This window comes from Bradyrhizobium sp. USDA 4454 (genome assembly GCF_054822705.1).
The window spans coordinates 8,474,072-8,499,867 of sequence record NZ_JBTRCN010000001.1; the positions used below are offsets into that span (position 1 = coordinate 8,474,072).

26 protein-coding genes and 1 pseudogene are annotated in these 25,796 nt (G+C 65.9%); 16 read left to right on the forward strand and 11 right to left on the reverse strand.

The window, feature by feature from the left end; all coding sequences use genetic code 11:
• The first annotated feature begins 137 nt into the window (after positions 1 to 137).
• From rph to hemW, 3 genes are read left to right on the forward strand one after another with little or no spacing between them, the layout of a single operon-like run.
• A complete protein-coding gene (gene rph, locus ACVIW0_RS39415; RefSeq protein ID WP_461357130.1) occupies positions 138 to 851 on the forward strand; it encodes a ribonuclease PH in 714 nt (237 codons plus the stop codon).
• Between the two features lie 11 nt (positions 852 to 862).
• A complete protein-coding gene (gene rdgB / locus ACVIW0_RS39420) occupies positions 863 to 1,498 on the forward strand; it encodes an RdgB/HAM1 family non-canonical purine NTP pyrophosphatase (RefSeq protein WP_461357131.1) in 636 nt (211 codons plus the stop codon).
• The gene (gene hemW / locus ACVIW0_RS39425) at positions 1,485 to 2,642 is read left to right on the forward strand and encodes a radical SAM family heme chaperone HemW (protein ID WP_461357132.1); all 1,158 of its coding nucleotides are present in this window, start codon (positions 1,485 to 1,487) and stop codon (positions 2,640 to 2,642) included. The genes rdgB and hemW overlap by 14 nt, the downstream gene beginning before the upstream one ends.
• 285 nt (positions 2,643 to 2,927) lie before the next feature.
• On the opposite strand, the gene ACVIW0_RS39430 is transcribed toward hemW, so the two are convergent.
• Entirely contained in the window at positions 2,928 to 4,124 is a 1,197-nt protein-coding gene (locus ACVIW0_RS39430) for a penicillin-binding protein activator (RefSeq protein WP_461357133.1), read from the reverse strand.
• Between the two features lie 254 nt (positions 4,125 to 4,378).
• Here ACVIW0_RS39430 and rsmI point away from each other — a divergent pair, with 254 nt between their 5' ends.
• From rsmI to ACVIW0_RS39465, 7 genes and pseudogenes are all read left to right on the forward strand, one after another.
• Positions 4,379 to 5,332, forward strand: a complete 954-nt coding sequence (gene rsmI / locus ACVIW0_RS39435; protein WP_461357134.1) for a 16S rRNA (cytidine(1402)-2'-O)-methyltransferase — start codon at positions 4,379 to 4,381, stop codon at positions 5,330 to 5,332.
• Complete coding sequence (locus tag ACVIW0_RS39440) at positions 5,319 to 5,732, forward strand: YraN family protein (RefSeq protein WP_461357135.1); 414 nt, start codon at positions 5,319 to 5,321, stop codon at positions 5,730 to 5,732. The genes rsmI and ACVIW0_RS39440 overlap by 14 nt, the downstream gene beginning before the upstream one ends.
• A 37-nt stretch (positions 5,733 to 5,769) precedes the next feature.
• A complete protein-coding gene (gene gshB / locus ACVIW0_RS39445) occupies positions 5,770 to 6,717 on the forward strand; it encodes a glutathione synthase (protein WP_461357136.1) in 948 nt (315 codons plus the stop codon).
• Positions 6,718 to 6,904: 187 nt separating this feature from the next.
• Positions 6,905 to 7,876 carry an MBL fold metallo-hydrolase gene (locus ACVIW0_RS39450; RefSeq protein WP_461357137.1) on the forward strand — a complete coding sequence of 324 codons (972 nt, stop codon included), beginning with the start codon at positions 6,905 to 6,907 and terminating at the stop codon, positions 7,874 to 7,876.
• A gap of 107 nt (positions 7,877 to 7,983) precedes the next feature.
• The gene (locus ACVIW0_RS39455; protein ID WP_461357138.1) at positions 7,984 to 9,528 is read left to right on the forward strand and encodes a YifB family Mg chelatase-like AAA ATPase; all 1,545 of its coding nucleotides are present in this window, start codon (positions 7,984 to 7,986) and stop codon (positions 9,526 to 9,528) included.
• A gap of 118 nt (positions 9,529 to 9,646) precedes the next feature.
• Positions 9,647 to 10,168, forward strand: a complete 522-nt coding sequence (locus ACVIW0_RS39460) for a hypothetical protein (protein ID WP_461357139.1) — start codon at positions 9,647 to 9,649, stop codon at positions 10,166 to 10,168.
• Positions 10,169 to 10,272: 104 nt separating this feature from the next.
• A pseudogene (locus tag ACVIW0_RS39465) lies at positions 10,273 to 12,544 on the forward strand (PAS domain-containing hybrid sensor histidine kinase/response regulator).
• Positions 12,545 to 12,712: 168 nt separating this feature from the next.
• Here the strand turns inward: ACVIW0_RS39465 and coaA are convergent.
• From coaA to hisB, 7 genes are all read right to left on the reverse strand, one after another.
• Positions 12,713 to 13,669, reverse strand: coding sequence for a type I pantothenate kinase (gene coaA, locus ACVIW0_RS39470; RefSeq protein ID WP_461357140.1), 957 nt, complete (start codon positions 13,667 to 13,669; stop codon positions 12,713 to 12,715).
• 16 nt (positions 13,670 to 13,685) lie between these two features.
• Positions 13,686 to 14,009 (reverse strand): phosphoribosyl-ATP diphosphatase, encoded by a 324-nt coding sequence (locus tag ACVIW0_RS39475; RefSeq protein WP_461357141.1) that lies wholly within the window; start codon positions 14,007 to 14,009, stop codon positions 13,686 to 13,688.
• Between the two features lie 108 nt (positions 14,010 to 14,117).
• The gene (gene hisF / locus ACVIW0_RS39480) at positions 14,118 to 14,894 is read right to left on the reverse strand and encodes an imidazole glycerol phosphate synthase subunit HisF (protein ID WP_461345882.1); all 777 of its coding nucleotides are present in this window, start codon (positions 14,892 to 14,894) and stop codon (positions 14,118 to 14,120) included.
• An 11-nt stretch (positions 14,895 to 14,905) separates the two neighbouring features.
• Positions 14,906 to 15,637, reverse strand: coding sequence for a 1-(5-phosphoribosyl)-5-[(5-phosphoribosylamino)methylideneamino]imidazole-4-carboxamide isomerase (gene hisA / locus ACVIW0_RS39485; RefSeq protein WP_461357142.1), 732 nt, complete (start codon positions 15,635 to 15,637; stop codon positions 14,906 to 14,908).
• Positions 15,634 to 16,284 carry an imidazole glycerol phosphate synthase subunit HisH gene (gene hisH / locus ACVIW0_RS39490; RefSeq protein WP_461357143.1) on the reverse strand — a complete coding sequence of 217 codons (651 nt, stop codon included), beginning with the start codon at positions 16,282 to 16,284 and terminating at the stop codon, positions 15,634 to 15,636. The genes hisA and hisH overlap by 4 nt, the downstream gene beginning before the upstream one ends.
• A complete protein-coding gene (locus tag ACVIW0_RS39495; protein WP_461357144.1) occupies positions 16,281 to 16,811 on the reverse strand; it encodes a DUF2628 domain-containing protein in 531 nt (176 codons plus the stop codon). The genes hisH and ACVIW0_RS39495 overlap by 4 nt, the downstream gene beginning before the upstream one ends.
• 87 nt (positions 16,812 to 16,898) lie before the next feature.
• Positions 16,899 to 17,492 (reverse strand): imidazoleglycerol-phosphate dehydratase HisB, encoded by a 594-nt coding sequence (hisB, locus tag ACVIW0_RS39500; protein WP_461357145.1) that lies wholly within the window; start codon positions 17,490 to 17,492, stop codon positions 16,899 to 16,901.
• 183 nt (positions 17,493 to 17,675) lie between these two features.
• Between hisB and hslV the strand changes: the two genes are divergently transcribed.
• The 5 genes from hslV (at position 17,676) to ACVIW0_RS39525 (ending at position 21,951) form a co-directional block, all read left to right on the forward strand.
• Positions 17,676 to 18,233 (forward strand): ATP-dependent protease subunit HslV, encoded by a 558-nt coding sequence (gene hslV, locus ACVIW0_RS39505; protein WP_024583062.1) that lies wholly within the window; start codon positions 17,676 to 17,678, stop codon positions 18,231 to 18,233.
• Positions 18,234 to 18,235: 2 nt separating this feature from the next.
• On the forward strand, positions 18,236 to 18,721 hold the full coding sequence (locus ACVIW0_RS39510) for a GNAT family N-acetyltransferase (RefSeq protein ID WP_461357146.1): 486 nt from the start codon (positions 18,236 to 18,238) through the stop codon (positions 18,719 to 18,721).
• The gene (locus tag ACVIW0_RS39515) at positions 18,718 to 19,314 is read left to right on the forward strand and encodes a DUF2585 domain-containing protein (protein WP_461357147.1); all 597 of its coding nucleotides are present in this window, start codon (positions 18,718 to 18,720) and stop codon (positions 19,312 to 19,314) included. Before ACVIW0_RS39510 ends, ACVIW0_RS39515 begins: the two co-directional genes overlap by 4 nt.
• Before the next feature lie 61 nt (positions 19,315 to 19,375).
• The gene (gene hslU, locus ACVIW0_RS39520; protein ID WP_461357148.1) at positions 19,376 to 20,680 is read left to right on the forward strand and encodes an ATP-dependent protease ATPase subunit HslU; all 1,305 of its coding nucleotides are present in this window, start codon (positions 19,376 to 19,378) and stop codon (positions 20,678 to 20,680) included.
• Positions 20,681 to 20,826: 146 nt separating this feature from the next.
• Entirely contained in the window at positions 20,827 to 21,951 is a 1,125-nt protein-coding gene (locus ACVIW0_RS39525) for a hypothetical protein (protein ID WP_461357149.1), read from the forward strand.
• Between the two features lie 52 nt (positions 21,952 to 22,003).
• Here the strand turns inward: ACVIW0_RS39525 and ACVIW0_RS39530 are convergent, their stop codons facing one another.
• From ACVIW0_RS39530 to ACVIW0_RS39540, 3 genes are read right to left on the reverse strand one after another with little or no spacing between them, the layout of a single operon-like run.
• Entirely contained in the window at positions 22,004 to 22,597 is a 594-nt protein-coding gene (locus tag ACVIW0_RS39530) for a Smr/MutS family protein (protein WP_461357150.1), read from the reverse strand.
• Positions 22,594 to 24,207 (reverse strand): murein transglycosylase A, encoded by a 1,614-nt coding sequence (mltA, locus tag ACVIW0_RS39535; RefSeq protein WP_461357151.1) that lies wholly within the window; start codon positions 24,205 to 24,207, stop codon positions 22,594 to 22,596. Before mltA ends, ACVIW0_RS39530 begins: the two co-directional genes overlap by 4 nt.
• A complete protein-coding gene (locus ACVIW0_RS39540; RefSeq protein ID WP_146986203.1) occupies positions 24,185 to 24,889 on the reverse strand; it encodes a Tim44/TimA family putative adaptor protein in 705 nt (234 codons plus the stop codon). The genes mltA and ACVIW0_RS39540 overlap by 23 nt, the downstream gene beginning before the upstream one ends.
• A 417-nt stretch (positions 24,890 to 25,306) precedes the next feature.
• On the opposite strand from ACVIW0_RS39540, the gene secB reads away from it, so the two are divergent.
• On the forward strand, positions 25,307 to 25,795 hold the full coding sequence (gene secB / locus ACVIW0_RS39545; RefSeq protein WP_456751346.1) for a protein-export chaperone SecB: 489 nt from the start codon (positions 25,307 to 25,309) through the stop codon (positions 25,793 to 25,795).
• The last annotated feature ends 1 nt before the right edge of the window (position 25,796 follow it).

Consider the following 25,796-nt stretch of genomic DNA (forward strand, 5'->3'; position numbering starts at 1 on the left):
CGATCCCGAGGGCCGGTGACAAGCGTGCATTCGGCCCCCTCGTACCGGACCCTTTCGGGGTCAAAAACCCTTGCCGCTGCCCCTTGCCCCTCCTACAAGCACCGCCAGCCATTTCTCTCGGATTTTTGGAGGATTTCATGCGGCCAAGCCGCCGTGCGCCCGAAGAGCTGCGTCCCGTGTCGCTGGAACGCGGCGTTGTCAAATATGCCGAGGGTTCCTGCATGGTGAAGTTCGGCGACACCCATGTGCTGGTGACCGCCACGCTGGAAGAGCGCTTGCCACCGTGGCTGAAGGGCCAGGGCCGTGGCTGGGTTACCGCCGAATACGGCATGCTGCCGCGCGCCACCCTGGAACGTACCCGCCGCGAGGCCTCCGCCGGCAAGCAGGGTGGCCGCACCGTCGAGATCCAGCGGCTGATCGGCCGCTCGCTGCGCGCCGCCATCGATCTCGAGGCGCTGGGCGAACGCCAGATCACGGTCGATTGCGACGTCATCCAGGCCGATGGCGGCACCCGCACCGCCTCGATCACCGGTGCCTGGGTGGCACTGGCCGACTGCATCAACTGGATGAAGACCCGCAACATGCTGAAGAGCAACGTGCTGCGCGACAATGTGGCGGCGATCTCCTGCGGCATCTACCAGGGCACGCCCGTGCTCGATCTCGACTACGCCGAGGATTCCGAGGCCGAGACCGACGCCAATTTCGTCATGACCGGTGACGGCCGCATCATCGAGGTGCAGGGCACCGCGGAGAAGACGCCGTTCACCCAGGACGAATTCCTGGCGCTGATGGCGCTGGCGCGCAAGGGTATCGCGCGTCTGGTCGACTTGCAAAAGATCGCGGTGGCGTAGTCAGATTGGCCATGCATCGCCGAATCACCGGAAGGCTCGTGATCGCCACCCACAATCCCGGCAAGCTTGCCGAGATGCGGGAATTGCTGGCACCGCATGGCGTGGAGGCGGTATCGGCCGGCGAGCTCGGCCTCGCCGAGCCCGAGGAGACCGGCGACAGTTTTCGCGCCAATGCCGCGATCAAGTCGATCGCGGCGGCCAAGGCGACCGGCCTGCCGGCCTTCGCCGACGATTCCGGCCTCGTGGTCGATGCGCTCGACGGCGCGCCCGGGATCTACTCGGCGCGCTGGGCCGGCGAAGGCAAGGACTTCATGGCGGCGATGACGCGGATCGAGCGGCTGCTGCAGGAGCGCGGCGCGACCACGCCGGAGCGCCGAAGAGCGCATTTCGTCTCCGCGCTGTGCGTGGCCTGGCCGGACGATCACCTCGAAGAGGTCGAGGCCCGCGTCGATGGAACCCTGGTTTGGCCGCCGCGCGGCACCGCCGGCTTCGGCTATGATCCGGCGTTCCTGCCCGACGGTTACACGCGGACCTTTGGCGAGATGACCAGCATCGAGAAACACGGCCTGCCGCCGCTCGGACTCGGCCTGTCGCACCGCGCCCGCGCCTTCGTGAAGCTCGCGGAGATCTGCCTTGAGCCACGCTGACCGAGAAGCCTTCGGCGTCTACGTGCACTGGCCGTTCTGCCTGTCGAAATGCCCGTATTGCGATTTCAACAGCCACGTGCGGCATGCGCCGGTCGACGAGGCGCGCTTCGTGCGCGCGTTCGCCCGCGAGATCGAGACCACGGCCGCGCGGGTGCCGGGACGCGAGGTCACCTCGATCTTCCTCGGCGGCGGCACGCCGTCACTGATGCAGCCGCAGACCGTCGGCGCCGTGCTCGATGCGATCGGCAAGCAGTGGCAGGTCTCGCGCGACGTCGAGGTCACGCTGGAGGCCAATCCGACCAGCGTCGAGGCAACGCGCTTTCGCGGCTATCGCTCAGCCGGCGTCAACCGCGTCTCGCTCGGCGTGCAGGCGCTGGATGATGCGTCGCTGAAGGCCTTGGGCCGCCTGCACACCGCGCGCGAGGCGCTCGACGCGGTCGCGATCGCGCGCTCCGCATTCGACCGTTACTCGTTCGATCTGATCTATGCCCGCCCCGACCAGACGCCGCAGATGTGGGCCGATGAGTTGAAACAGGCGATCTCGGAAGCGGCCGAGCATCTGTCGCTCTACCAGCTCACGATCGAGGAAGGCACGCCGTTCTTCGGGCTGCACGCCGCCGGCAAATTGCAGACCCCGGATGAAGCGACCGCGCGCGTGCTCTACGACGTGACGCAGGAGGTCTGCGCCCGCGAGGGATTGCCGGCCTACGAAATCTCCAACCACGCCCGCACTGGGGCGGAGTGCAGGCACAACCTCGTCTACTGGCGCGGCGAGGAATATGCCGGCATCGGCCCCGGCGCGCACGGCCGGCTCGACATCGACGGCGTCAGGCACGCGACCGCGACCGAGCGGCGCCCCGAGGCGTGGCTGCTGAATGTCGAGGAGCGCGGCCATGGCGTCGTCAGCGACGACAGCCTCAACAGCGAAGAACGCGCCGACGAGTTCCTCTTGATGGGGCTGCGGCTCGCCGAGGGCATCGACCCCAGGCGCTATGCGCAACTCTCCGGCCGGCAGCTCGATCCCAACCGGATCGCCTTGCTGCGCGAGGAAGGCGCGATCGCCGTCGATGCCGACGGCCGGCTGCGCGTGACGAAATCCGGATTTCCGGTGCTCGACGCGGTTGTGGCGGATCTCGCCGCCTAAATATCGAAAACAACCCCATGCAAAGGAGCTGGCAGGCGCTTCAAGGCGATTTCAGGCCAGTGCCCGACGCGATCTAAAGCGTGATGAGATTAGGTTTGAACTGGAGCGGCGCCGGAGGTTCACCTCTCCCTTGGGAGAGGTCGGCGCGTAGCGCCGGGTGAGGGGTTACGGTCTCTCGTTAGACTACGGCCCCTCACCCGATTTGCTGCGCAAATCGACCTCTCCCCGACGGGGAGAGGTGAACCGAGTCCGTGGCCAAACCGAATCAATCTAATTTCACCCGCTTTAGGCGCCAAAGCTCTTCGGCGAGCCGGCGACCGGCGTGCTGCCGCCGGATGCCACCTTCATGACCGCAAGGCCACGCTCATTGGTGCCATCGGAGCGGAAGCGGAAAAGGCCGTCGATACCGGCGAAGCCGGACGGATTGGTCAGCGTCTCCGGCGCGAAGCGCTGCGCGCCCTGGGTGCGCGCCAGCGCTGCCATCAGCGCAACCGCATCATAGGCCAGCGTCGCGGTGCGCACCGGCTCGCCGCCATATTTGGCGCGGTAGCGACCGGCGAAGCTGCGGAAGCCGGACGGATCGGGCGCGGCATAGAGGCCGCCCTGCAAGACCGGACTGGCGAACACCCGCGGATTGTCCCACAGCCCAGTGCCGAGCAGCTGGATGTTGCGCAGATTGGCGCCGGCCGCGGTCAGCGCATCGGCGGTCGCGACCACCGAATCGCCGTCGTCGGCGATCAGCAGCGCATCGGCCTGGCCAAGCGCCTGCGCCACGGTCCGCGCCGGCGTCGCGCGATCGGCACCATATTTCTCGAAAGCGACGACGCGGCCATTCTTGCGGCCGACCGCCTGCTTGAACGCGGCCTCCACCACGTTGCCATAGGCGTTGTCCGGCACCATCGCGGCGAACGAGCGTTTTCCGATCCCGGCGGAATAGTCGACGATGCGGTTGATGTCTGACTCCGGCAGGAAGCTCAGGAGATAGACGCCGCGGCCGGCCACGCTCGAATCGGTCGAGAAGGCGATCACCGAAGTGCCGCGCGGTCGCGTCAGCTGCGCGACGGCCGGCACCGAGCCTGCGAACAGCGGTCCCAGAATGATCTCGGCGCCTTCGGACAGCGCCTGCTGGGCACCCTGCGATGCACCTTGCGGGCTGCCGCCATCGTCCTTGATCAAAAGCTGGATGTTCGGGTTCTGGAATTCCGCCAACGCCATTTCGGCGGCATTGCGCATCGACTGCGCGGCGAGCCCGGCATTGCCGGCCGCCGACAGCGGCAAAATCAATCCAATTTTGACCTGGCCGGTGCCAACCGCCTGCGGCTGCTGCTGCGGGCCGGCTTCCGGGCTGCCGCTGGAGAATTGGCTCAAGCTCTGCTGGATCCCGGAACAGGCCGTCAGCAACGGCGCGCCCACGAGCAGACCGAGCGCGGTCCGCCGGGTCGCGCCCGACGGCGTGGAGTTGCGGTGATGCGGGCCTGCCATCGTCTCTCTTCTCTTGACCGACCAGGATCGGCCAGGACTCCATCCAGCTCTGATGAGGCGGGTGGATTTGGGCATATTGTCGGCGAATAGTTAACCAAAACAAAAGGATTATGGCGCCGCGGCGCCGTTGCCGCAGCCTCCATTTTCCTCCCTCAGGCAGCGTTCCGTCACCGCCATTGCAGATGTGGCGCAGGCACCGCCATCCCGCTAGAGCCTATATCCACTTCGCTCGAAAACACTCTAGATTGGGCATTATGCGCGCAAAAGCCAGTTCCCTCCACCATTCGGATGCCACGACCGGCGCTGCGGCCAGAACCTTTTCGATCGGCGGCCAGCACCTGCCCGCGCCGAAGGCCAGGCCCGGCCTCCATCTGGTCGCGACCCCGATCGGCAATCTCGCCGACGTCACGCTGCGCGCGCTGGAGACATTGGCCGGCGTCGACGTCATCGCCTGCGAGGACACCAGGATCACGCGCCGGCTGACCGAGCGTTACGCGATCAGCGCGGAGCTCGCGCTCTACCACGAGCACAATGCCGCCCAGGCCCGGCCCAAGATCCTGGAGCGGCTGGCGCACGGCGCATCGATCGCGCTGGTCTCGGACGCCGGCACGCCGCTGATCTCAGATCCCGGATTCAAGCTGGTGCGCGAGGTTTGCGCCGCCGGACATGCCGTCATCGCGGTGCCCGGGCCGTCGTCGGTGCTGACGGCGCTGTCGGTGGCGGCGCTGCCGACCGACCGGTTCTTCTTCGAGGGATTTCTGCCGGCCAAGGAGCACGCGCGCCGCGCCCGGCTCAATGAGCTCGCCCGGATCGATGCGACGCTGGTGATGTTCGAGTCAGGCAATCGCGTGCAGGACACGCTGCGCGACCTGGCCGCGATCATGCATGGGCGCGATGCCGCGATCTGCCGCGAGCTGACCAAGCTGCATGAGGAGGTCAAGCGCGCGCCGGTCGCCGAGCTCGCGGCAGGGGCGGACGCGCTGGAGACCCGGGGCGAGTTCGTGCTGGTGATCGGGCCGCCGGCCGATGACGCCGGGGTGATGGATGAGACTTCGCTCGATGACTTGCTGCGCGCGCAGCTCGCCCGCGGCAGCGTCAAGGATGCGGTCGCCCATGCGGTCGAACTGTCGGGCCGGCCGCGCCGCGAGGTCTATGCCCGCGCGCTCGAGCTTGCGAAGACCATCGGGGACGGCGATGGCCAAGCCTGATAGCGTCAAGCCTGATGGTGCCAAGACTGACAGCGCCTCGCCCGAGCGCGTCGCCGCATTCCGCACCGGCATCTCGGCCGAAAGCCGTGCCGCGGCGCTTCTGATCGCCAAGGGCTATCGCATCCTGGCGCGGCGCTTCCGCACCCCCTTTGGCGAGATCGACCTGGTGGTGCGCCGGCGCAATTTGCTGGCCTTCGTCGAGGTCAAGGCCCGGGCCAGCCTCGACGACGCCGCCTACGCGGTTACGCCGCGCCAGCAGCAGCGCATCGTCAATGCCGCCCAGGCCTGGCTGATGGCGCATCCCGAGCATGCCGAATTCGACCTCCGATTCGACGCCGTGCTGATTGCGCCGAAGAGCCTGCCGCGCCATCTGTTAGCGGCATTCGACGCAAGCCAATAGATTAGATTTTACCCTCAAGACCTCGCGGGACACGCCTATGCCATTGAAGATCGCCGTCCAGATGGATCCCATCGCGCGCATCAACATCCGCGGCGATTCGACCTTTGCGCTGCTGCTCGAGGCGCAGAAGCGCGGCCACGCCATTTCCTACTACACGCCCGACAGACTGTCGCTGCGCGGCGAGGAGCTGGTGGCGCCGGTGCAGTCGCTCACGGTGCGCGACGAGGTCGGCGATCACTTCACGCTGGGTGAGCCGAAGCGCGAGGCGCTCAACGGCTTCGACGTCGTGCTGCTGCGCCAGGACCCGCCGTTCGACCTCGCCTACATCACCTCGACGCATTTCCTCGAGCGCATCCATCCAAAGACGCTAGTCGTCAACGACCCGGCCAGCGTGCGCAACGCGCCGGAAAAGCTGTTCGTGATGAACTTCCCGCAGCTGATGCCGCCGACCCTGATCTCACGCGACCTCGACGAGATCAACTCCTTCCGCGATCAGCACGGCGCCGTCGTCATGAAACCGTTGCACGGCCATGGCGGCGCCGCCGTGTTCCGCGTGATGCCGCAGGATATGAACTTCGGCTCGCTGTTCGACATGTTCTCGGTCACCTTCAAGGAGCCCTGGGTGATCCAGCGCTTCCTCCCCGAGGTGAAGCATGGCGACAAGCGCATCATCCTGGTCGACGGCGAATTCGCCGGCGCCGTCAACCGCGTGCCGGCGGCGGACGATCTGCGCTCCAACATGGTGCGCGGCGGTGCCGCCAAAGCGACCGAGCTGTCGGATCGCGAGCGCGAAATCTGCACCACGCTTGGGCCTGCGCTGCGCGAGCGCGGCCTGCTGTTCGTCGGCATCGACGTGATCGACGGCAATCTGACCGAGATCAACGTCACCTCGCCGACCGGCATCCGCGCCATTCAGCGGCTCAACGGCCCCGATGTCGCGGCGATGATCTGGGATACCATCGAGAAGAAGCGCGCCGCGAAATAATAATCCTCCTTTGTGCGCCGCACAGGCTGGCTGAAATTTAGCCAGGGCTCGATCGCGCCTGCGTTCGCCTTATTCTTCTTGCCAGCTTGCGCGGGCGAGGGCAGCATTCTCTTGCCTGCGTCAGGTCAAGCGGGTCAACGCGCGGGCAACAACGCGACAAACTCATAAAAATTGGGAGGAAGACGTTATGACGCTCAATGTCTCACGACGATCCTTGCTCGCGCTCGGTGCCGGTCTCGGCGCCAGCACACTGCTCGGTGGCACCGCGCAGGCGCGCGCGCCGAAGCTCGGAACGCAGACGCCCTACTGGCACCGCTTCATGCTCGGCGACGCCGAAGTGACCGTCGTCTCCGACGGCCCGCTTCCGCTTGGCGATCCCTCCGGCACCTTCACCGGCGTTCCGAAGGAAGAAGTGAAGAAGATGCTCTCCGACAACTTCCTCTCGCCCGATAATGTCGTGCTCGAGCAGAATTCGCCGATAGTCAACACCGGCGACAAACTGATCCTGTTCGATACCGGCATGGGCACCTCGAAGGCATTCGGTCCGACCACCGGCCGGCAGCAGAAGAGCATGCAGGAAGCCGGCATCAAGCCGGAGGACATCGACGCCGTCGTGCTGTCGCACGCGCATATCGATCATATCGGTGGCATCGTCGGCGCCGACGACAAGCCGCTATTCCCGAATGCGCAGTACTACATCGCGCAAAGCGATCTCGATTTCTGGACCGACGAAGGCAAGATGGGCAGTCCGTTGAAGGACTTCATCGTGCACGCCCGCAAGAACCTGCTGCCGGTGCGCGATCGCATCGTGTTCTTCAAGGACGGCCAGGAATTCCTGCCCGGCGTGACCGCGCTCGCAGCCCCCGGCCATACCGTGGGCCACACCATCTTCATGGTGAGCTCGGGCGGCAAATCCTTCGCCTTCCTGGGCGATCTCTCGCATCACGCGGTGCTGCTCCTGGAGCGGCCGCGGATGGAATTCTCCTACGACACCGATCCGAAGCAGGCGGCGGCCTCGCGGGTCAAGATGCTGGAGATGCTGGCCGCGAACAAGACGGCGGTGATGTCCTATCACTTCGCCTGGCCGGGCTATGGCCACGTCGCCAAGGCCGGCGAGGGCTTCCATTATTATCCCGAGCCGATGCAAATGACGCTGTGATGGCGCCCCATCCGGGGACGGCGCGCCGTCGCCCCCGGATGTTCTCTTAATGTTCTTGCGCTGGGCGGCCCGCTCCGCTACCTTGGGTGGCGGAAGACAGGGGCAGCATGGTTCAGCGGGTTTCCACCGTCGCATTCGAGGGGATCGAGGCTCGCGCGGTCGACGTACAGGTGCAGGTCGCGCCTGGATTGCCGGCATTCGCGATCGTCGGCCTGCCCGACAAGGCGGTGTCGGAGGCGCGGGAGCGGGTGCGTTCGGCCCTGATCGCCTCCGGGCTGGCGCTTCCCGCCCGCCGCATCACCGTCAACCTCGCCCCGGCCGACCTGCCCAAGGAGGGCAGCCATTACGACCTGCCGATCGCGCTCGGCCTGATGGCCGCGATCGGGGCGATTCCGCCGGATGCGCTGAGCGGCTTCACCGTGCTTGGCGAGCTCGGGCTCGACGGCTCGATCGCAGCCGTCGCGGGTGTGCTGCCGGCTGCGATCGGCGCCAATTCGCGTGACGAGGGATTGATCTGCCCGGCCGCCTGCGGCTCGGAAGCCGCTTGGGCGAGCCCCGACATCCAGATCATTGCGGCGCAGTCGCTGATCCAGATCGCCAATCACTTCAAGGGCACCCAGGTGCTGTCGCGGCCGCAGCCCAAAGTGCATGAGCGCGGGGAAGAGGAAGCGCTGCTCGATTTGCGCGACATCAAGGGCCAGGAAAGCGCCAAGCGCGCGCTGGAGATCGCGGCCGCCGGCGGGCATCATCTGCTGATGATCGGCTCGCCCGGCGCCGGCAAATCGATGCTGGCGGCGCGGCTGCCCTCGATCCTGCCGCCGCTGTCGCCCTCGGAATTGCTCGAGGTCTCGATGATCGCCTCGGTCGCCGGCGAGATCCGCGACGGCGCGTTGACCGCGCGGCGCCCGTTCCGCAGCCCGCATCACTCCGCCAGCATGGCCGCGCTGACCGGCGGCGGCATGCGCGCCAGGCCCGGCGAGATCTCGCTCGCGCATCAGGGCGTGCTGTTCCTCGACGAACTGCCGGAGTTCGATCCGCGCGTGCTGGATTCGCTGCGCCAGCCGCTCGAGAACGGCGAGGTCTCGGTGAGCCGGGCCAACCATCGCGTCACCTATCCGGCGCGCTTCATGCTGGTCGCCGCGATGAACCCGTGCCGCTGCGGCCACGCCTATGAGCCCGGCTATTCCTGCAAGCGCGGCCGGCTCGACCGCTGCACCGCCGACTACCAGATGCGGATCTCCGGCCCGCTGATGGATCGCATCGATCTCAGGATCGAGGTGCCGGCCGTGACCGCGGCGGATTTGATCCTGCCGCCGCCGGCGGAGGGATCGGCCGAGGTCGCCCGACGCGTCGCGGCCGCGCGCGACATCCAGCTTGCGCGTTACGCGGCGGCCGGAATGCCGCATGTCCGCACCAATGCGGAAGCGCCGAGTTCGCTGCTCGAGACCATCGCGCAGCCCGACGCGCATGGCCAGAAGCTGCTGCGCGAGGCCGCCGACACCATGCACCTCACCGCGCGCGGCTATCACCGCGTGCTGCGGGTGGCGCGCACGCTCGCCGATCTCGACGGCACCGATACGATCGGCCGGCTGCACCTTGCCGAGGCGCTATCCTATCGTGCATTGGCCGACGATCTGCGCCGCGCGGCGTGAGTTCTCGTGTTCTGCACTCGACGCCGACCGCGTCAACGCGACAGTAACCACTCTCATTTACGCTCCGCAAACCATAAGCACCGCGATGCGCGGGCGCTTGGGTCGAGCGAGTTGTGTCATGTTGCGTATGAAAATGCTGGCCTCGGTGGTGCCGCTTGCCGTGGCCGCGATCTTTGCCCGCGCTGAGTTCCTGCCGGGTCCCCGGCCCTGCATCGAGGTCGGCGGCGCCACGATGCAGATCGCAGCGGTGCCGTGGCAGGCGCAGCTTCACGTCAGCTTCACCGACGACCCCAGCCTTGCGACCGTGCGGGTCCAGATTGCCGACAGCGCGGACACCGCCGACTTCACCGTGATCGACGACATCGACGATGCCGAGGCCGGGGCGTGCGAGAGCAACAGGGTGCCGCAGCTGATCGGGATATCGGATGACCCGTCGGCAAACGGTCCCGTGATCTATCTGTCCCGCGATGACGGGCCGTCCGATTACCGCGTGTTCGTGCAGTCCAGGACGTTTTCGGCGCGCGATGCCGCGGCGTTGATCGTCAGCGCCCGCGGCGGACATCGCCGCCTAGAGGCGGCATCGATCGAACCCGACACGCGCTTGCACGGCCGGGTCATGGCGGAGTTAACCTTGCGCTAACCCTGTTCCGAGGGCCAACGCGAAACGGCCATCAAGCTCAAGCACTTTGCAAGGTGGCCGACGCATCGTCATTGCCAGACCAAGCCATTTCAGGGCCACCATTGATGGGGCGTTTCTTCCGGATCAAGTTACGCTTTCGCCGCTTCCTGCGCCGCCATTCCTGGGTCGCGACGATCATCCGCTCGTTCACGATCTTCTCGGTCGCGTTCGGCGGCGCGTTCGGGTTCATCTCGGGCGCCCTCTCGCCGCACAGCGGCTACGATCCCAATTCATTCGCGATCGGGGTCAGCTTCCTGTTCGCGCTGGCCTGCCTCTGGATCGTGACGCTCGGCATCCGCCTGCGGCTGATGCGCAAGAGGTTGCGCACCATCGCCATGCACAATGAAGCGATGGCCGACCGCAACTGGGAACTACAGGAGGCCGAGCAGCGCGCCTCGACCCTGTTCGAGGCGCAGGACGATCTGATCGTGCTGCGCGACCTCGACGGCCGCATCACCTACGCCAACGACGCCTATTGCGCGCTGGCGCAGATCCCCCGCGGCGAATTGATCGGCAGCACCGCCACGCTCAAGGTGCTCGAGCAGGGCGACATCGCGCTCGAATCCAACGGCACGCGGGTCTACGACCAGAAGATCGAGGGTCCTCTCGGGCCGCGCTGGATCGCCTGGCGCGAGGGCCTCGTGCGCAGCGATGCCGGCGCGCCGGCCGAGATGCAGAGCGTCGGCCCGCGACGTCACCGAGCGCACCGAGAGCGAGCGCGCGCTGACTGAGGCCCGCGATCAGGCCGACGCCGCCAACCGCGCCAAGTCGCGCTTCCTGGCGATGGCGAGCCACGAGATCCGCACGCCGCTGAACGGCATCATCGGCATGAGCGGACTGCTGATGGACACCCAGCTGACCCCGGAGCAGATGACCTACGTCAAGGCGGTCAAGACGTCAGGCGATGCGCTGCTCGCGCTGATCGAGGAGCTGCTCGACTATTCCAAGATCGAGGCCGGCAAGATCGACCTGGAGCACCGCCCCTTCGCGCTGTCCGGCCTGATCGAGGACATCACCGAGCTGCTGGCGCCGCGCGCGCAGACCAAGGGCATCGAGATCGCCGCCTATGTCGACGAGCGGCTGCCGCTGCAGGTGACGGGCGACGCCGCACGACTGCGCCAGGTGCTGCTCAATCTCGCCGGCAACGCCATCAAGTTCACCGCGACCGGCGGCGTGGCGCTGATCGTCGAGCCCGGCATCTGGCCGAACGAGATCAGCTTCCTGGTCCGCGACACCGGTATCGGCATCGCGCCGGAGGCGCAGCAGCGCATCTTCCGGGAGTTCGAGCAGGCCGACGACCGCATCGCGCGCAGCTATGGCGGCACCGGCCTCGGTCTTTCGATCAGCGACCGCATCGTCAAGCGGATGGGTGGCCGCATCACGCTGGCGAGCACGCCGGGCGCCGGCTCGACCTTCGAGGTCTCGATCCCGCTGACCGCCGCCGACACCGGCGAGGCCACCAGCTTCGCGGCGCCCGACCTCGCCGGCCAGTCGATCATGCTGGTCGCGCCGCACAGCATCGAGGCCTCGCTGATCTCGCGGCGGCTGCAGCGCTGGGGCGCGCAGACCTGCATCGTGTCGGATGCCAATGTCGCCGAGGCGTTGCTGCCGGAGCGGAGCTGGCACGCGGCGCTGATCGACCACACGCTCGGCACCGCGGCGATGGAGGCGTTCGCCAACGCCGCCCGCATCCATGCGACCCACCGCATCGTGATGTTCACGCCGGCGACGCGGCAGGAGCTTTCGGCGGCCGAGACAGCGATGTTCACCGGCTATCTGGTCAAGCCGCTGCGCGCGGCCTCGCTCGCCGCCCGCCTGACCACGGCACCCGAAGTCACCGGACCGAGCCTTGTGATGCCGAGCCATCTGACACCGGGTCTCGCGATCGAGGCGGCCGCCGAATCCTCACCCACGGCCGGAGCGCCGGACAAGGCGCTCTCGATCCTGGTCGCCGAGGACAATGAGATCAACGCGCTGCTGATGCGTTCGCTGCTCGCCCGGCTCGGCCACAACGTGGTCATCACCACCAATGGCGAGCAGGCGATGGAATCCTGGCTCTCGGCGACGTCGGCCGGCACGCCCTATGATCTCGTGCTGATGGACATCCAGATGCCGCGCCTCAACGGCATCGAGACCACCAAGCAGATCCGCGCGCATGAGGCCGGCCAGTCCATCCGCCGGACCCCGATCCTGGCGCTGACCGCCAATACGCTGGTGGAGGACCGCTATGCCTGCTTCGAGGCCGGCATGGACGGCTTCCTGATCAAGCCGCTCGACCGCGAGAAGCTGGAAGAAGCGCTCGCGGGCCTCGCCGCTGCGCGGCATATCGCGGCGTAGGCGACAAAATCTCCCCTGTCGTCCCGGCGAAGGCCGGGACCCATAACCACGAATGTCAGTTGGTGAACGATCGTCTCGCCGCGTGCCTTTTGCAGGGGCCGCAGAGTATGGGTCCCGGCCTACGCCGGGACGACACCGCTGATGTGGTCAGCTTTGACGGATCAATACCTACAGCCGCCGCAGCGCGACCGACTGCACCACGTGATCGGCGCCCTTCTTCAGGATCAAGGTTGCGCGCGGACGGGTCGGCAGGATGTTGTCCTCGAGATTGGCGAGGTTGGTGCGCTCCCAGATCGCGATCGCGGTCGCGGTCGCTTCTTCGTCCGACAGCGGCGCATAGCGGTGGAAATAGGACCTCGGATCGGTGAACGCGGTGTCGCGCAGCGCCAGGAAGCGCTTGATGTACCACTCCCGCAGCACGGCTTCGTCGGCGTCGATATAGACCGAGAAATCGAAGAAGTCGGAGACGAACGGCACCGCCTTGCCGTCACGCGGCAGCCGCCCAGTCTGCAGCACGTTGACGCCCTCGACGATCAGGATGTCAGGCTGATCGATCTCGACCCATTTGTTCGGCACGATGTCATAGGTCAGATGCGAATAGACCGGCGCGCGCACACGACGCCGTCCGGCCTTGATGTCGCTCAGGAACGACAGCAGTGTCGGCAGGTCGTAGCTCTCCGGAAAGCCCTTCTTCTGCATGATGCCCTGCCGCTCGAGCACGGCATTGGGAAACAGGAAACCGTCGGTCGTGATCAGATCGACCTTTGGCCGCGGCGACCAGCGCGCCAGCAGCGCCTGCAGCACGCGGGCCGTGGTCGACTTGCCGACCGCAACCGAGCCGGCGACGCCGATAATGTAGGGCATCTTGCGGTCGCGGATCGCGAGGAACTGGCGCTGCGAATAATACAGCCGCTGGGTCGCATCGACATAGATCGAGAGCAGCCGCGACAACGGCAAATAAATGTCCTCGACTTCCTGCAAATCGAGGCGGTCGTGCATCGAGCGCAGGCGATCGAATTCGCCCGGCTCGAGCGTCATCGGCGTATCGTCGCGCAGATGCGACCATTGCTGGCGCGTGAAGATGCGGTAGGGGTTGTACTGCTGATCTGGTGCCCGGATGTCCATGAGGCCCTCCCCGTGATCAATCGCGCTTGCGCGACGCCTTCTCTTCCAGTCCGGACATCGCGGTGCGCTTCTCCAGCGCGGCCTCGACATCCTCCAGTCTCACGCCACGTGACTTCAACAGAACCAGCAGGTGAAACACGAGGTCGGCGCTCTCGGCGATCAGATGATCGCGATTGTTCTCGACCGCGGCGATCACGGTCTCGACCGCTTCCTCACCCAGCTTCTTGGCGCAGTGCTCCGCGCCCTTGTCGAGCAGTTTGCGGGTATAGGACGCCTCGCCGCCCGATGCAGCGCGGGCGTCGATGGTGGCGGCCAAATCGTGGACCGTGAAACGCGACATCAGCTCAACTCAAGCATGCGCAGCAGCACCGCCAAGGTGCTATCCCCTAGGTGGGGACTTAGCATTTTTGTGACAAGGAGTCCCAGACCACTCGGTTTCCAGACCACGCTACGGATCGAGGCGCATCGGCAGGCCGGCGCGCACCATGTGATCCTTGGCCTGCCGAATGGTAAATTCCCCGAAGTGGAAGATCGAGGCGGCGAGCACGCCGGTGGCGTGACCCTCGCGAACACCGTCGACCAGATGATCGAGATTGCCGACGCCGCCGGACGCGACGACCGGTACGGGGACACTGTCCGCGATCGCCCGGGTCAGCGGCAGGTCAAAACCTTGTCGCGTGCCGTCCCGGTCCATCGAGGTCAGCAGGATTTCGCCGGCGCCGAGCGCGACGACCTCCTGGGCATATTCGATGGCATCGATCCCGGTGGCATTACGCCCACCATGAGTGAAGATCTCCCAGCGGTCCGAGCCGCCGGCGCGCTTGACCCGCTTGGCGTCGATCGCGACCACGACGCATTGCTCGCCGTACTTCTCGGCGGCTTCCTTGACGAATTCGCGCCGGCTGACCGCCGCCGAATTGATCGAGACCTTGTCGGCGCCGGAGCGCAGCAGCGTCTTGATGTCATCGACGGTGCGGACGCCGCCGCCGACCGTCAGCGGCATGAAGCAGGCTTCGGCCGTCCGCCGCACCACGTCGAGCATGATGCCGCGGTTTTCATGGGTGGCGGTGATGTCGAGGAAGGTCAGCTCGTCGGCACCGGCGGCGTCATAGGCGATCGCGGCCTCGACCGGATCGCCGGCATCGCGAAGATCGACGAAGTTGACGCCCTTGACCACGCGCCCGTCCTTGACATCGAGACAGGGGATCACCCGAACCTTGAACATATGTCTGTCTCCTAGGCGGCCGCGCGGATCAGCTTGAGCGCCGCGGCCGGATCGAGCCGCCCGTCATAGAGAGCGCGGCCGACGATCGCGCCGGCGAGCTTTTTGGCACGAGGCTCAAGCAGCGCCTTGACGTCGTCGATCGAGGCGAAGCCGCCGGAGGCGATCACCGGAATCGAGATGCGGTCGGCGAGGCCTATCGTGGCGTCGAGGTTGAGGCCCTTGAGCAGGCCGTCGCGGGCGATGTCGGTGAAGATGATCGCGGCGACACCGGCGTCCTCGAAGCGCTGCGCGATCTCGAGCGCGGTGACATGCGAGGTCTCGGCCCAGCCCTCGACCGCGACCTTGCCGTCGCGCGCATCGAGCCCGACCGCCACGCGACCGGGGAATTTTTTCGCCGCGCCCTTCACGAGCTCGGGATCGCGCACCGCCGCGGTGCCGATGATGACGCGCGTGATACCCTTGTCGAGCCAGGCCTCGATCGTCTTGAGGTCGCGGATGCCGCCGCCGAGCTGCACCGGCATTTTGACGGCCTTCAGCATCGCCTCCACCGCATGCGCATTCATCGGCTTGCCGGCGAAGGCGCCGTCGAGATCGACGACGTGGAGATATTCAAAACCCTGCGCGGCGAAGCTTGCCGCCTGCGCCGCCGGATCGAGATTGAACACGGTGGCGCGCGCCATGTCGCCCTGCTCCAGGCGCACGCACTGGCCGTTCTTCAGATCAACCGCTGGGAAAAGGATCACGGCTTCCACTTCAAGAAATTGGAGATCAGAGCGAGGCCGAAGCGCTGGCTCTTCTCGGGGTGAAACTGGGTACCAACGGCGGTGTCCTTGGCCACGATCGCGGTCACTGGCCCGCCATAGTCGGCGCGCGCCAGCACGTCCGCCTCGTTGGCGGCGTTGAGGTGATAGGAGTGCACGAAATAGGCGTGACGCCCTTTCGGCCCGAGCGGCAGCCGCTCCAGCACCGGGTGCTCGCGCACCATGTCGAGCGTATTCCAGCCCATATGCGGGACCTTCAGGCTCTCGTCGCGCGGCTCGATCTTGACGACATCGCCGCCGATCCAGTCGAAGCCCTCGGTGATGACGTGCTCCTTGCCGCGCGTCGCCATCAGCTGCATGCCGACGCAGATGCCGAAGAACGGCCGCGCCTTGACCCGCACCGCCTCGGTCAGCGCCTCCAGCATGCCGTCGACCGCGTCGACGCCGCGGCGGCAATCGGCGAACGCGCCGACGCCGGGCAGCACGATCCGATCGGCGCGGTACACCGCGTCGGGGTCGCGCGTCACCTTGATGACCTGCGGATCCTCCATGCTGCGCGCGGCGCGCTCGAACGCCTTGGCCGCCGAATGCAGATTGCCGGAGCCGTAATCGATGATTGCAACGGTCATCGTGATCCTCCTGGCTCTGGAAACAATCCGATGATGCCGCCCTGCGGCATCGGTGGGGGCTTTGAAAATGATTGACCGGGAACGTCCCGGGTCGGCGGCGGACCGCCGCGATCGACCGAGCGCTGGTCATTGACGACGCCACGATGCCGCGCGGTCCAGCGCTCGAAGAAGCGGCGCTCGGCGGCATCCGCATTGTCAGCGACCACGATATCGATCAGGCGCCATTTGCGGCGCGACAGCGTCCAGCGCTGCAGCGTCGCGGCCTCGAGCCCGAGCAGCACCATCAGTACCAGGTCGACGAGCAAGATCGCGCCGCGGCCGATACCAAGCTTGGTCAGCGCATAGTCGATCACGAAGGTGACGACGAGCCAGCCGATCAGCGCCAGCCAGAGCCTGTTCCAGGCCAGCCACACCACGCCGGTAACCGCGGCCCAGAAACGGAAACCGTCGCGCACGAAAACGAACTTGTCGGCCGCCGCGAGATCGGCGCCGTTGGCCACGGGGGCATGCACTGTATAGACCGGCATCGAACGCTCCGCCGACGATGGGTTCTTATTGAGAGTATGATCCTCCGGAAAACCGGTTACGACCGTTTCCGGATCATGCTCCCGGGATCAGCCGCCGAGCTGACCCTTGGTCGAGGGCACTTCGCCCTGGGCGCGCGGATCGATCGCAATCGCGGTCCGCAGCGCCCTCGCCAAGCCCTTGAAACAGGATTCGGCGATATGATGGCTGTTCTCGCCATATAGGGTCTCGACGTGGAGAGTCACGCCGGCGTTCATCGCGAAGGCGTTGAACCATTCGCGCACCAGCTCGGTGTCGAATTCGCCGATCTTGTCGCGCGGGAAGTCGGCCTTGAACACCAGCACCGGACGGCCGGAAATGTCGATCACGACGCGCGAGAGGGTCTCGTCCATCGGCATGTGGATCGAGGCATAGCGGGTGATGCCGGCCATGTTGCCGAGCGCCTGCTTGACGGCCTGCCCGAGCGCGATTCCGACGTCTTCGGTGGTGTGGTGGTAATCGACATGGAGATCGCCATCCGCCTTCACCGTGATGTCGATGCGCGAATGCCGGGCCAGGAGGTCGAGCATATGATCGAAGAAGCCGATCCCGGTCGAAACCGTGGATACGCCCGCTCCGTCGAGGTTGACCGTCACCTCGATGTCGGTCTCCTTGGTCTTGCGCTTGATGGTTGCCGTGCGCATGAAGATTAAGCTTTCCCGTGCCGAAAAACGCCGGTCTTTTAACAGGCTGATGTCACCTTCGCTACTGCGGGATGACCCGAAACGCCCCAACTTCGGCCCATGGTGACCGGAATTCGTTGCCAAATCGCCCCGATTGTAACCCCCTGCCGGACCGCCTAAATCTGCCCGGAAGAGAGGTAACCTATGCAAGCATCCCAAAATGAGCTGCCGGTCTGGCATGGCACCACGATCTGCACCGTCCGCAAGGGCGGCAAGGTGGTGATCGGCGGCGACGGGCAGGTCTCGATCGGCCAGACCGTGATCAAGGCCAATGCCAAGAAGGTCCGCCGGATCGGCAAGGGCGACGTGATCGGCGGCTTTGCCGGCGCCACCGCCGACGCCTTCACCCTGTTCGAGCGGCTGGAAAGCAAGCTGGAGCAGTATCCGGGGCAGTTGACCCGGGCCGCCGTCGAGCTCGCCAAGGACTGGCGCACCGACCGCTATCTGCGCCGGCTGGAGGCGATGATGATCGTGGCCGACAAGGACGTCTCCCTGGTGCTGACCGGCACCGGCGACGTGCTGGAGCCAGAATCCGGCGTCATGGCGATCGGTTCCGGCGGCAATTACGCCCTCGCAGCGGCCCGCGCGCTGGTCGACACCGACAAGGACGCCGAGACCATCGTCCGCCGCGCGCTGGATATCGCCGCCGATATCTGCGTCTACACCAACCGCAACGTGACGATCGAGACGATCGGCGGCTGAGCGTGGCCGGCCTCTACCATTTCCGCCCGATGACGACGGCCGATCTGCCGCAGATCAAGCGCTGGCTGGCGTTGCCGCATGTCCGGGAATGGTGGGGCGATCCGGCCGAGCAATACGCGCTCGTGAGTGGCGACCTCAACGAGCCCGCGATGGATCAGTTCATCGTCGCGACCGATGCGTCCGATTTCGGCTACATCCAGTGCTACGACCTGACGGCCTGGAATGCCGGCTTCGGCGCCCAGCCGGAGGGCACCCGCGGCATCGATCTCTTCATCGGCGAACCGGACATGGTGGCTGGCGGCCACGGCTCGGCGCTGATCCGTGCCTTTGCCGAGCAACGGCTGGCGCACGGCGCGCCGCGCATCGTCACCGATCCCGATCCGGCCAATTCGCGGGCGGTGCGCGCCTATGCGAAAGCAGGCTTTCGAGAGGCCGGAATGGTCGATACGCCCGACGGGCCGGCGCTGCTGATGATTCGTGACGAATGACACTCGCACCCAAGTCGGCGGCCGGCGTTTCAGCGTGGCAATGGTTCGCGGTCGCGGCCGCGCTGCTCGCGCTGCAAGCGGCCCTGCTGTACACGATGGGCCGTTTGCCGATCTGCGCCTGCGGCTATGTCAAGCTCTGGCATGGCGCGGTGATGAGCTCGGAGAATTCGCAGCACATCGCCGACTGGTACACGCTGTCGCACATCGTGCACGGCCTGCTGTTCTATGGGCTGACTTTCCTGCTGCTGCCGCGGCTCGCCTGGCCGGGGCGGCTGATTGTCGCGATGCTGATCGAGGGCAGCTGGGAGCTCGTCGAGAACTCCAACTGGATCATCGAGCGCTACCGCGCCGGCACGATCTCGCTCGATTATTATGGCGATACCATCGTCAATTCGGTGTCGGACACGCTAGCGATGGTTCTCGGCTTCCTGCTGGCGCGCAGGCTGCCAATCACGGCAACGATAGCGCTCGGCGTTGTGTTCGAAATCGTGATGCTGCTCCACATTCGCGACAATCTGACACTGAATATCATCATGCTGATCCACCCGTTCGAGGCGATCAGGCAGTGGCAGGCCGGGCCGCCCATCCTTTAGGCGATTGCGCCCCGGAAGACCGCCGCTTGCCGAGACCGCGATTTCAACCTAGCTAGAGCCAATGACCGACTTCTCCCCCCGTGAAATCGTTTCCGAGCTTGACCGCTTCATCGTCGGCCAGGCCGACGCCAAGCGCGCCGTATCCATCGCGCTGCGCAACCGCTGGCGCCGGCTGCAGCTTGCCGGTTCCCTGCGCGAAGAGGTTCTGCCCAAGAACATCCTCATGATCGGGCCGACCGGCGTCGGCAAGACCGAGATCGCGCGGCGGTTGGCCAAGCTTGCCGGCGCGCCGTTCCTCAAGGTCGAAGCCACCAAGTTCACCGAGGTCGGCTATGTCGGCCGCGACGTCGAGCAGATCGTCCGCGATCTCGTCGAGGTCGCGATCGCGCAGACCCGCGAGCGCAAGCGCAAGGACGTCCAGGCCCGCGCCCAGCTCGCCGCCGAGGAGCGCGTGCTGGATGCGCTGGTTGGCCCCGGATCGAGCCCGGCGACGCGTGAATCGTTCCGCAAGAAGCTGCGCGCCGGTGAGCTCAACGACAAGGAAATCGAGATCGAGACGCAGTCGGGCAGCAGCGGCATGCCGATGTTCGAGATCCCCGGCATGCCCGGCGCCCAGATGGGCGCGATCTCGCTCGGCGACATCTTCGGCAAGATGGGCGGCCGCAGCAAGACCCGCCGCCTGACCGTGGAAGGCTCACACGAGATCCTCGTCAACGAGGAATCCGACAAGCTGCTCGACACCGATCAGCTGGTGCAGGAGGCAATCAGCGCGGTCGAGAACAACGGCATCGTCTTCCTCGACGAGATCGACAAGATCTGCGTGCGCGAGAACCGCGCCGGCGGTGACGTCTCCCGCGAGGGCGTGCAGCGCGATTTACTGCCGCTGATCGAGGGCACCACGGTCTCGACCAAGCACGGCGCGGTCAAGACCGACCACATCCTGTTCATCGCCTCGGGCGCCTTCCATATCGCCAAGCCGTCGGACCTGCTGCCGGAGTTGCAGGGCCGCCTGCCGATCCGCGTCGAGCTGCAGGCGCTGACCCGCGACGACATGCGCCGGATCCTGACCGAGCCGGAGGCCTCGCTGATCAAGCAGTACGTCGCGCTGATGAAGACCGAGGGCGTCACGCTCGACATCACCGACGGCGCGATCGACGCGCTGGCCGACGTTGCGGTCGCAGTCAACTCCTCCGTCGAGAACATCGGCGCGCGGCGGCTGCAGACGGTGATGGAGCGGGTCCTGGACGAGATCTCCTTCACCGCCCCCGACCGCCATGGCGAGACCATCCAGGTCGACGCCGACTACGTCACCAAGCATGTCGGCGACCTCGCCAAGAACGCCGATCTGAGCCGGTTTATTTTGTAGGCTGCCACCGCTGTCGTCCCGGCGAAGGCCGGGTCCCATAACCACCGATCACGCGGTGACCAAGACTCGGGCGGACATTCCCTCTAAAACTGCCTTCGGTGGCTATGGGTCCCGGCCTTCGCCGGGACGACGAGAGTGCGCGATCAATGAATCTGCGGGTGTGGCAAAACCCCTGGCGCTTGATGCTGGCCGTCAATGCGGCCGTGCTGGTCGGGGTGTTCCTGCACAAGATCGCGCTGCCGCCCTTTGTCCCCTACATCCATCTCCTGGTCGACTATCACTACGGCTTCACCAAGCGCGCGCTGGTCGGCGCGATCGTGTCGCTATTCACCGACAAGGTGCCAGTGTGGCTGGTGTTCGCGCTCGCCGGCATGATCTGGCTGGTGACGCTCGGACTATTCGTCAAGCTGTTTCACCGGACATTCGGCTTTAGCGATGCACACTGGCCACTGTTCGTCTTCACGGCGGGGTCGCCGTTCTTCCTCAAGAACTTCATGCACACGCTCGGCCATTTCGACATCTACGGCTGTGCACTCAGCATCGTGCTGTTGCTGATTCCGGCGCGCTCGATCGTCTACGTGCTGATCGCGGCGCTGTTCTCGATCGTGCTGATCCTGGTCCATCACATCTTCGTCCTGATGTATGTGCCGGCCATCGCCGCGATCGTGGTGCTGCGCTTCTACCTCGTGCAGGGCGCGACGCCGCGAAGCATCATCTTCGGCATCGGCGCGCTCGCGGCCGTCGGCATCCTGTTCCTGGTTGCGCAGTTCGCCGGCACGGTCGAGGTGCCCTATGACGAGTTCATCCGCCATCTGCAAGGCCGGATGGCCGATCCGTCGCGCACCGATCTGCTTCAGTTCGGCTACATCTGGTTCCAGCCGCTATCGAAGGAGTTCGCCGACACCTGGGCGCGGATGCCCTCGAATGTCCTGGGCGCGCCGGTGTTCGCGCTGCTGATCTGGCTGCACACGCCGCTGTGGCGCTATTTCGCGCGGCTGATCGAGGCGCTCGCGAATGAGCTGCATCGCCGGATCGTGCTTGCCGCGCTCATCATGGTCAGCGCCGGCTATCTCGTGATGTTCGTGACCGTGTTCGACTATTCGCGCTGGATCTCGAACTGGGCGGTCTGCATGTTCCTGATGCTGCATGCCGTGAAGACGCTGCCGGCGTCGAAGGACGTGCCGCTGATCCGGGGAGATGATCGCAAGACGACGGTCCTCGGCTGGATCGTGACGCTGGTCCCGCGCGTCGGGATCGTCCGACCATTTTAGTTTTGAGCATGATCTTTTTCGGAAAACCGCTGCACACTTTTCCGGATCATGCTCAGCGCGCGCGCCGGATGCGTACATAGAGCGCGCCCTCGCCGCCATGGCCGATATGCGCTTCCTCGAAGCCAACGACGAATGAACGAAATTCCGGCAGGCTGAGCCATTCCGGCACCTGGCGGCGCAACACGCCGCGTTCGGAATCCAGCCCGCCGACCTTGCCCTTGCCGGTGATGACGAGCACGAAGGTGAGCCCATCGGAGTGCGCGCGCTGCAGGAAAGCGAACAGCGCCCGATGCGCCCGCATCTGCGTCATGCCGTGCAGATCGAGCCGCGCATCGATCTGCCGCCGGCCGCGCGACAGTTTTGCGCGATCGCGGCGGCCGATCGGTGCCAGCGGCGGCGCCTGCGGACGCGGCGCCGGCGGCGCGGGCTTGACTGACGTGACCGGCTTGACTGGGATGGGCTTTGCTGGCGCGTGATGGGCAGCGGAGTCGGAGGTCGCGGCATGGGCCTTCGGAGCGGCCGACTTCTTGCGCAGCGGCTTGACCTGCTTGGCCACGCTCTCCCAGAGCGCACGCTCCTCTTCGCTCAGCGCACGCTTGCGCCGCGACGGAGCGGACAGATCGGGGATCGGCGCGGGTCGCTTCATTGCTCGCGGTGATGGCGATAGCGCCTGTAGCGCCGCTTCTCCGGTTGCTGCGGAATGTCGGGCCGGGCGACCGGCAACGGCACCGGTTCTGCCACAGGCGCCGCCTGCGCGACAGGGGTCGACGCCTGAGGCGCTGCGGGCGCGGCATCCCTCGCGGCCGGCTTCTTGGCGACGCTAGTGCCGGCGTCTTTCGCCGTGCTCTTGGCAATACCGGACGTCGGCACATCCGCAGGCTTCGCCGCCGCCTTGTCCTTCAGCGGATCGGTCTGCGGAAACAGCTTTGCGATCCGGGCCGATGGCCGCTCCTCCGGGATCGGCAGCTTGTGGCCGCGCGCGACCGGATCGAGACCCCTCGGCACCAGCATCACGAACTGCATATTGTGCCGCAGACGGCCCGAGACCTTTCCGGCATCGGCGCCGGCCCCGAAATAGAGATCGGCGCGCGCCGGGCCGACGATCGCAGATCCCGTATCCTGCGCGATCATCAGCCGGTGGAACGGCGTCTTCGACTGTTCCGAGTCGATCGGCAGCTCGCCGGCAATGAAGAACGGCGTGCCGTAGACATGCAGCGCCTTGTCGACCGCGATCGAGCGGCCCGGCGTCAGCGGCACGCCCTGCGCGCCCACAGCTTCATCCTTGTCGGACAGCGGCACCTCGCGAAAAAAGACATAGGCGCGGTTCTGCCGCCGCACCTCGTTGGCGCCGTCGGGGTTCTGCTCCATCCACTCCCTGATCTTCTGCATCGACATCTGCTCCCTCGGGATGATGCCGCGGTCGATCAGGACGCGTCCGACCGGCGTATAGGGATAGCCATTATGCGCATCATAATTGATACGCAGCGTGGTGCCGTCGTCGAGCTTGATCCGCGCCGAGCCCTGGATCTGCGCGAACAACAGATCGGTCTGGCTCTTCAGCCAGCAGATCTCGAGCCCACGGCCGGCGATCGCGCCGTCCTCGATCTGGGCGCGGTCGTAATAGGGTACGAGCTTGCGCCGGCCGATCTTGCGATACACCGGGCCGCTGTTGGGCAGGCCGACGGAAGCTTGCGTCTTGCCGCGCACGAAGAGGTTGGACGGCCGGCGATAGACCGGAACGTTGTAGACATCGGTCTGGGTCTTCGAGCCATCGAGCACTGGCTCGTAATAGCCGGTGACGAAGCCCGCCTCCTCACCGAGCCGCGAGATGCGCAGCGGCACGAAATTCTGCTCGAAGAATTCCTTCGCCTTGCCACCGTCGCTGAGCGCGAGCCCCTTGGCGATCCGGCAGGGATCCCGCAAAGAGCTTCCCAGCGCCTTTGAGTCGGCAGGCGCCCCCTGCTGCGCCGCGATCGGCTTGCAGCTGGTACGAAACGCGTTGTAGGCAGCGAGATGATCGTCGTCGTTCCAGCCCGACACGTTAGGCCAGGCCAGCGGCTCATATTGGCTGCCGCTAACCTGCAGCGGCAATTCCAGATTGGGATAGGGGATCGGGTGCTCGTGCCGTGGCGGGGTGTGCCGGCTCGCTCTGTAGCGCGCTGCGATTGCCGCCGTGGAGCACAGGACGGCAAGCGCGCAGCACGCGACCGCGAGGCGCCCGTAGCTGAGATGTTTAGTGAGCGCTTCCAGTGCCAACCAGCTTCCAGTTCGGATCGCGGGAGGTCGAGTCGCGGGCGAATGTCCAGATGTCGGTGATGTCGGCGACCTTGTCCGGGCTGCCGTCCACGATGGTTCCAGCCTTGTCGCGCGTGACCGAGATCATCTGCGACACGAAGCGCACGGTGAGCTGGGTCGAGCGATCGCGCGTCTCCGCGCTGACGATCTCGGCCTTGTCGATCGAGACGAACCGGGTCTCGGTCTTCTGCTCGTGCTTCTCGCGATCCTTGATCGCGGCCTCGAAGCTTTCATAGACCTCGGTCGACAGCAGATCGCGCAGCGCGCGGCGGTCGCCATTGGCGAAGGCCAGCACGATCATCTCATAGGCCGAGCGGGCGCCTGAGAGGAAATGCCGCGGATCGAACGAGGAATCCTGGGCGGCCACGGCGTCGAGACCCTGCGCCAACGGCGTGCCGGGCTCGGCGATGCCCTTCCAGCGCTCCGTGGGCTCGACCGGCTCGGCGGGCGCGGCCGGCGCCGGCTGATCGATCACCGATCCCGGGATCGGCACGACGTTGTTATCCTGGCCGCGCTGCAGGACGTTGGGTGCTGCACGATCATATGGCGGCCGCTCGCTTCCCGTACGCTGCCCGAGAACGCTGCGCAGGCGCAGGAAGATGAACACGGCCAGCGCCAGGAAGATGATGGTGTAGATATCCACGTCGAATTCGCTTTCTGCTCTCTGCCGGCAACCGGCCGGGCATCAAAGCGTTCCCGGTCGGGAACGGCAGAGATTACATCGCCGAGTGAGTCCGCAGCATGTAGGCACGAAACTATGCCCGGCCAATGGCGCTTTTTGGCACGGGCAAGTGTAGCGCGTTTTAACCCCGGGGGGAAACCCGTTCCTTGCTGGAAATCGCGTATCTTCAATAATTTAGGAAGCTGTTAAGAGGTTGGGCGGAGTTGCGCTCACGCGTCGATTGCCAAAGATTTGGTCGTAGCCGCACCGCCCCGCGCTTGCTCGTCCTTGTGGACCGAGCCGGGCCTATGATAGCCACTCGCCGGCATCGGCATTCCCAACACCTTAGCGCGTGCCGTCGGACATCCTGTCCCGAGCGCCGCTCCAGGAGACATTTTCATGACCAACGGCAACGGCGCCCCCGTCGAACAGGCCGCTCCCCAGCTCAACGTTCTGGCGCAGTACACCAAGGACCTGTCGTTCGAGAACCCGAATGCGCCGGCCTCGCTCGGCCAGCAGCAGCAACAGCCGGCGATCAACATCCAGATCAACGTCTCCGCCAACAACCTGTCGGAGAACGAGTACGAGGTGATCCTCTCGATCGAGGGCAAGGCCGAGACCGCCGGCAAGGTAATGTTCAGCTTCGATCTCGCCTATGCCGGCGTCTTCCGGATCGTGAACGTGCCGAAGGAAAACCTGCACCCGCTGGTCATGATCGAGTGCCCGCGGCTGCTGTTCCCGTTCGCACGCGAGATCGTCGCAACCTCGGTCCGCGACGGCGGCTTCCCGCCCTTGCTGCTCGACCCGGTCGATTTCGTCGGCCTCTACCGCCAGAACATGGAGCGCCAGGCAGCCGCCCAGGCCGCCTCCGGCGTCAAGCCGAGCTGAT

Excerpts from the sequence above, each read along its gene's own strand:
- rph (WP_461357130.1), top strand. The coding sequence starts at position 138 with ATGCGGCCAAGCCGCCGTGCGCCCGAAGAGCTGCGTCCCGTGTCGCTG.
- rdgB (WP_461357131.1), top strand. The coding sequence starts at position 863 with ATGCATCGCCGAATCACCGGAAGGCTCGTGATCGCCACCCACAATCCC.
- ACVIW0_RS39430 (WP_461357133.1), bottom strand. The coding sequence starts at position 4,124 with ATGGCAGGCCCGCATCACCGCAACTCCACGCCGTCGGGCGCGACCCGG.
- rsmI (WP_461357134.1), top strand. The coding sequence starts at position 4,379 with ATGCGCGCAAAAGCCAGTTCCCTCCACCATTCGGATGCCACGACCGGC.
- ACVIW0_RS39440 (WP_461357135.1), top strand. The coding sequence starts at position 5,319 with ATGGCCAAGCCTGATAGCGTCAAGCCTGATGGTGCCAAGACTGACAGC.
- gshB (WP_461357136.1), top strand. The coding sequence starts at position 5,770 with ATGCCATTGAAGATCGCCGTCCAGATGGATCCCATCGCGCGCATCAAC.
- ACVIW0_RS39450 (WP_461357137.1), top strand. The coding sequence starts at position 6,905 with ATGACGCTCAATGTCTCACGACGATCCTTGCTCGCGCTCGGTGCCGGT.
- ACVIW0_RS39455 (WP_461357138.1), top strand. The coding sequence starts at position 7,984 with ATGGTTCAGCGGGTTTCCACCGTCGCATTCGAGGGGATCGAGGCTCGC.
- ACVIW0_RS39460 (WP_461357139.1), top strand. The coding sequence starts at position 9,647 with ATGTTGCGTATGAAAATGCTGGCCTCGGTGGTGCCGCTTGCCGTGGCC.
- coaA (WP_461357140.1), bottom strand. The coding sequence starts at position 13,669 with ATGGACATCCGGGCACCAGATCAGCAGTACAACCCCTACCGCATCTTC.
- ACVIW0_RS39475 (WP_461357141.1), bottom strand. The coding sequence starts at position 14,009 with ATGTCGCGTTTCACGGTCCACGATTTGGCCGCCACCATCGACGCCCGC.
- hisF (WP_461345882.1), bottom strand. The coding sequence starts at position 14,894 with ATGTTCAAGGTTCGGGTGATCCCCTGTCTCGATGTCAAGGACGGGCGC.
- hisH (WP_461357143.1), bottom strand. The coding sequence starts at position 16,284 with ATGACCGTTGCAATCATCGATTACGGCTCCGGCAATCTGCATTCGGCG.
- ACVIW0_RS39495 (WP_461357144.1), bottom strand. The coding sequence starts at position 16,811 with ATGCCGGTCTATACAGTGCATGCCCCCGTGGCCAACGGCGCCGATCTC.
- hisB (WP_461357145.1), bottom strand. The coding sequence starts at position 17,492 with ATGCGCACGGCAACCATCAAGCGCAAGACCAAGGAGACCGACATCGAG.
- hslV (WP_024583062.1), top strand. The coding sequence starts at position 17,676 with ATGCAAGCATCCCAAAATGAGCTGCCGGTCTGGCATGGCACCACGATC.
- ACVIW0_RS39515 (WP_461357147.1), top strand. The coding sequence starts at position 18,718 with ATGACACTCGCACCCAAGTCGGCGGCCGGCGTTTCAGCGTGGCAATGG.
- hslU (WP_461357148.1), top strand. The coding sequence starts at position 19,376 with ATGACCGACTTCTCCCCCCGTGAAATCGTTTCCGAGCTTGACCGCTTC.
- ACVIW0_RS39525 (WP_461357149.1), top strand. The coding sequence starts at position 20,827 with ATGAATCTGCGGGTGTGGCAAAACCCCTGGCGCTTGATGCTGGCCGTC.
- ACVIW0_RS39530 (WP_461357150.1), bottom strand. The coding sequence starts at position 22,597 with ATGAAGCGACCCGCGCCGATCCCCGATCTGTCCGCTCCGTCGCGGCGC.
- secB (WP_456751346.1), top strand. The coding sequence starts at position 25,307 with ATGACCAACGGCAACGGCGCCCCCGTCGAACAGGCCGCTCCCCAGCTC.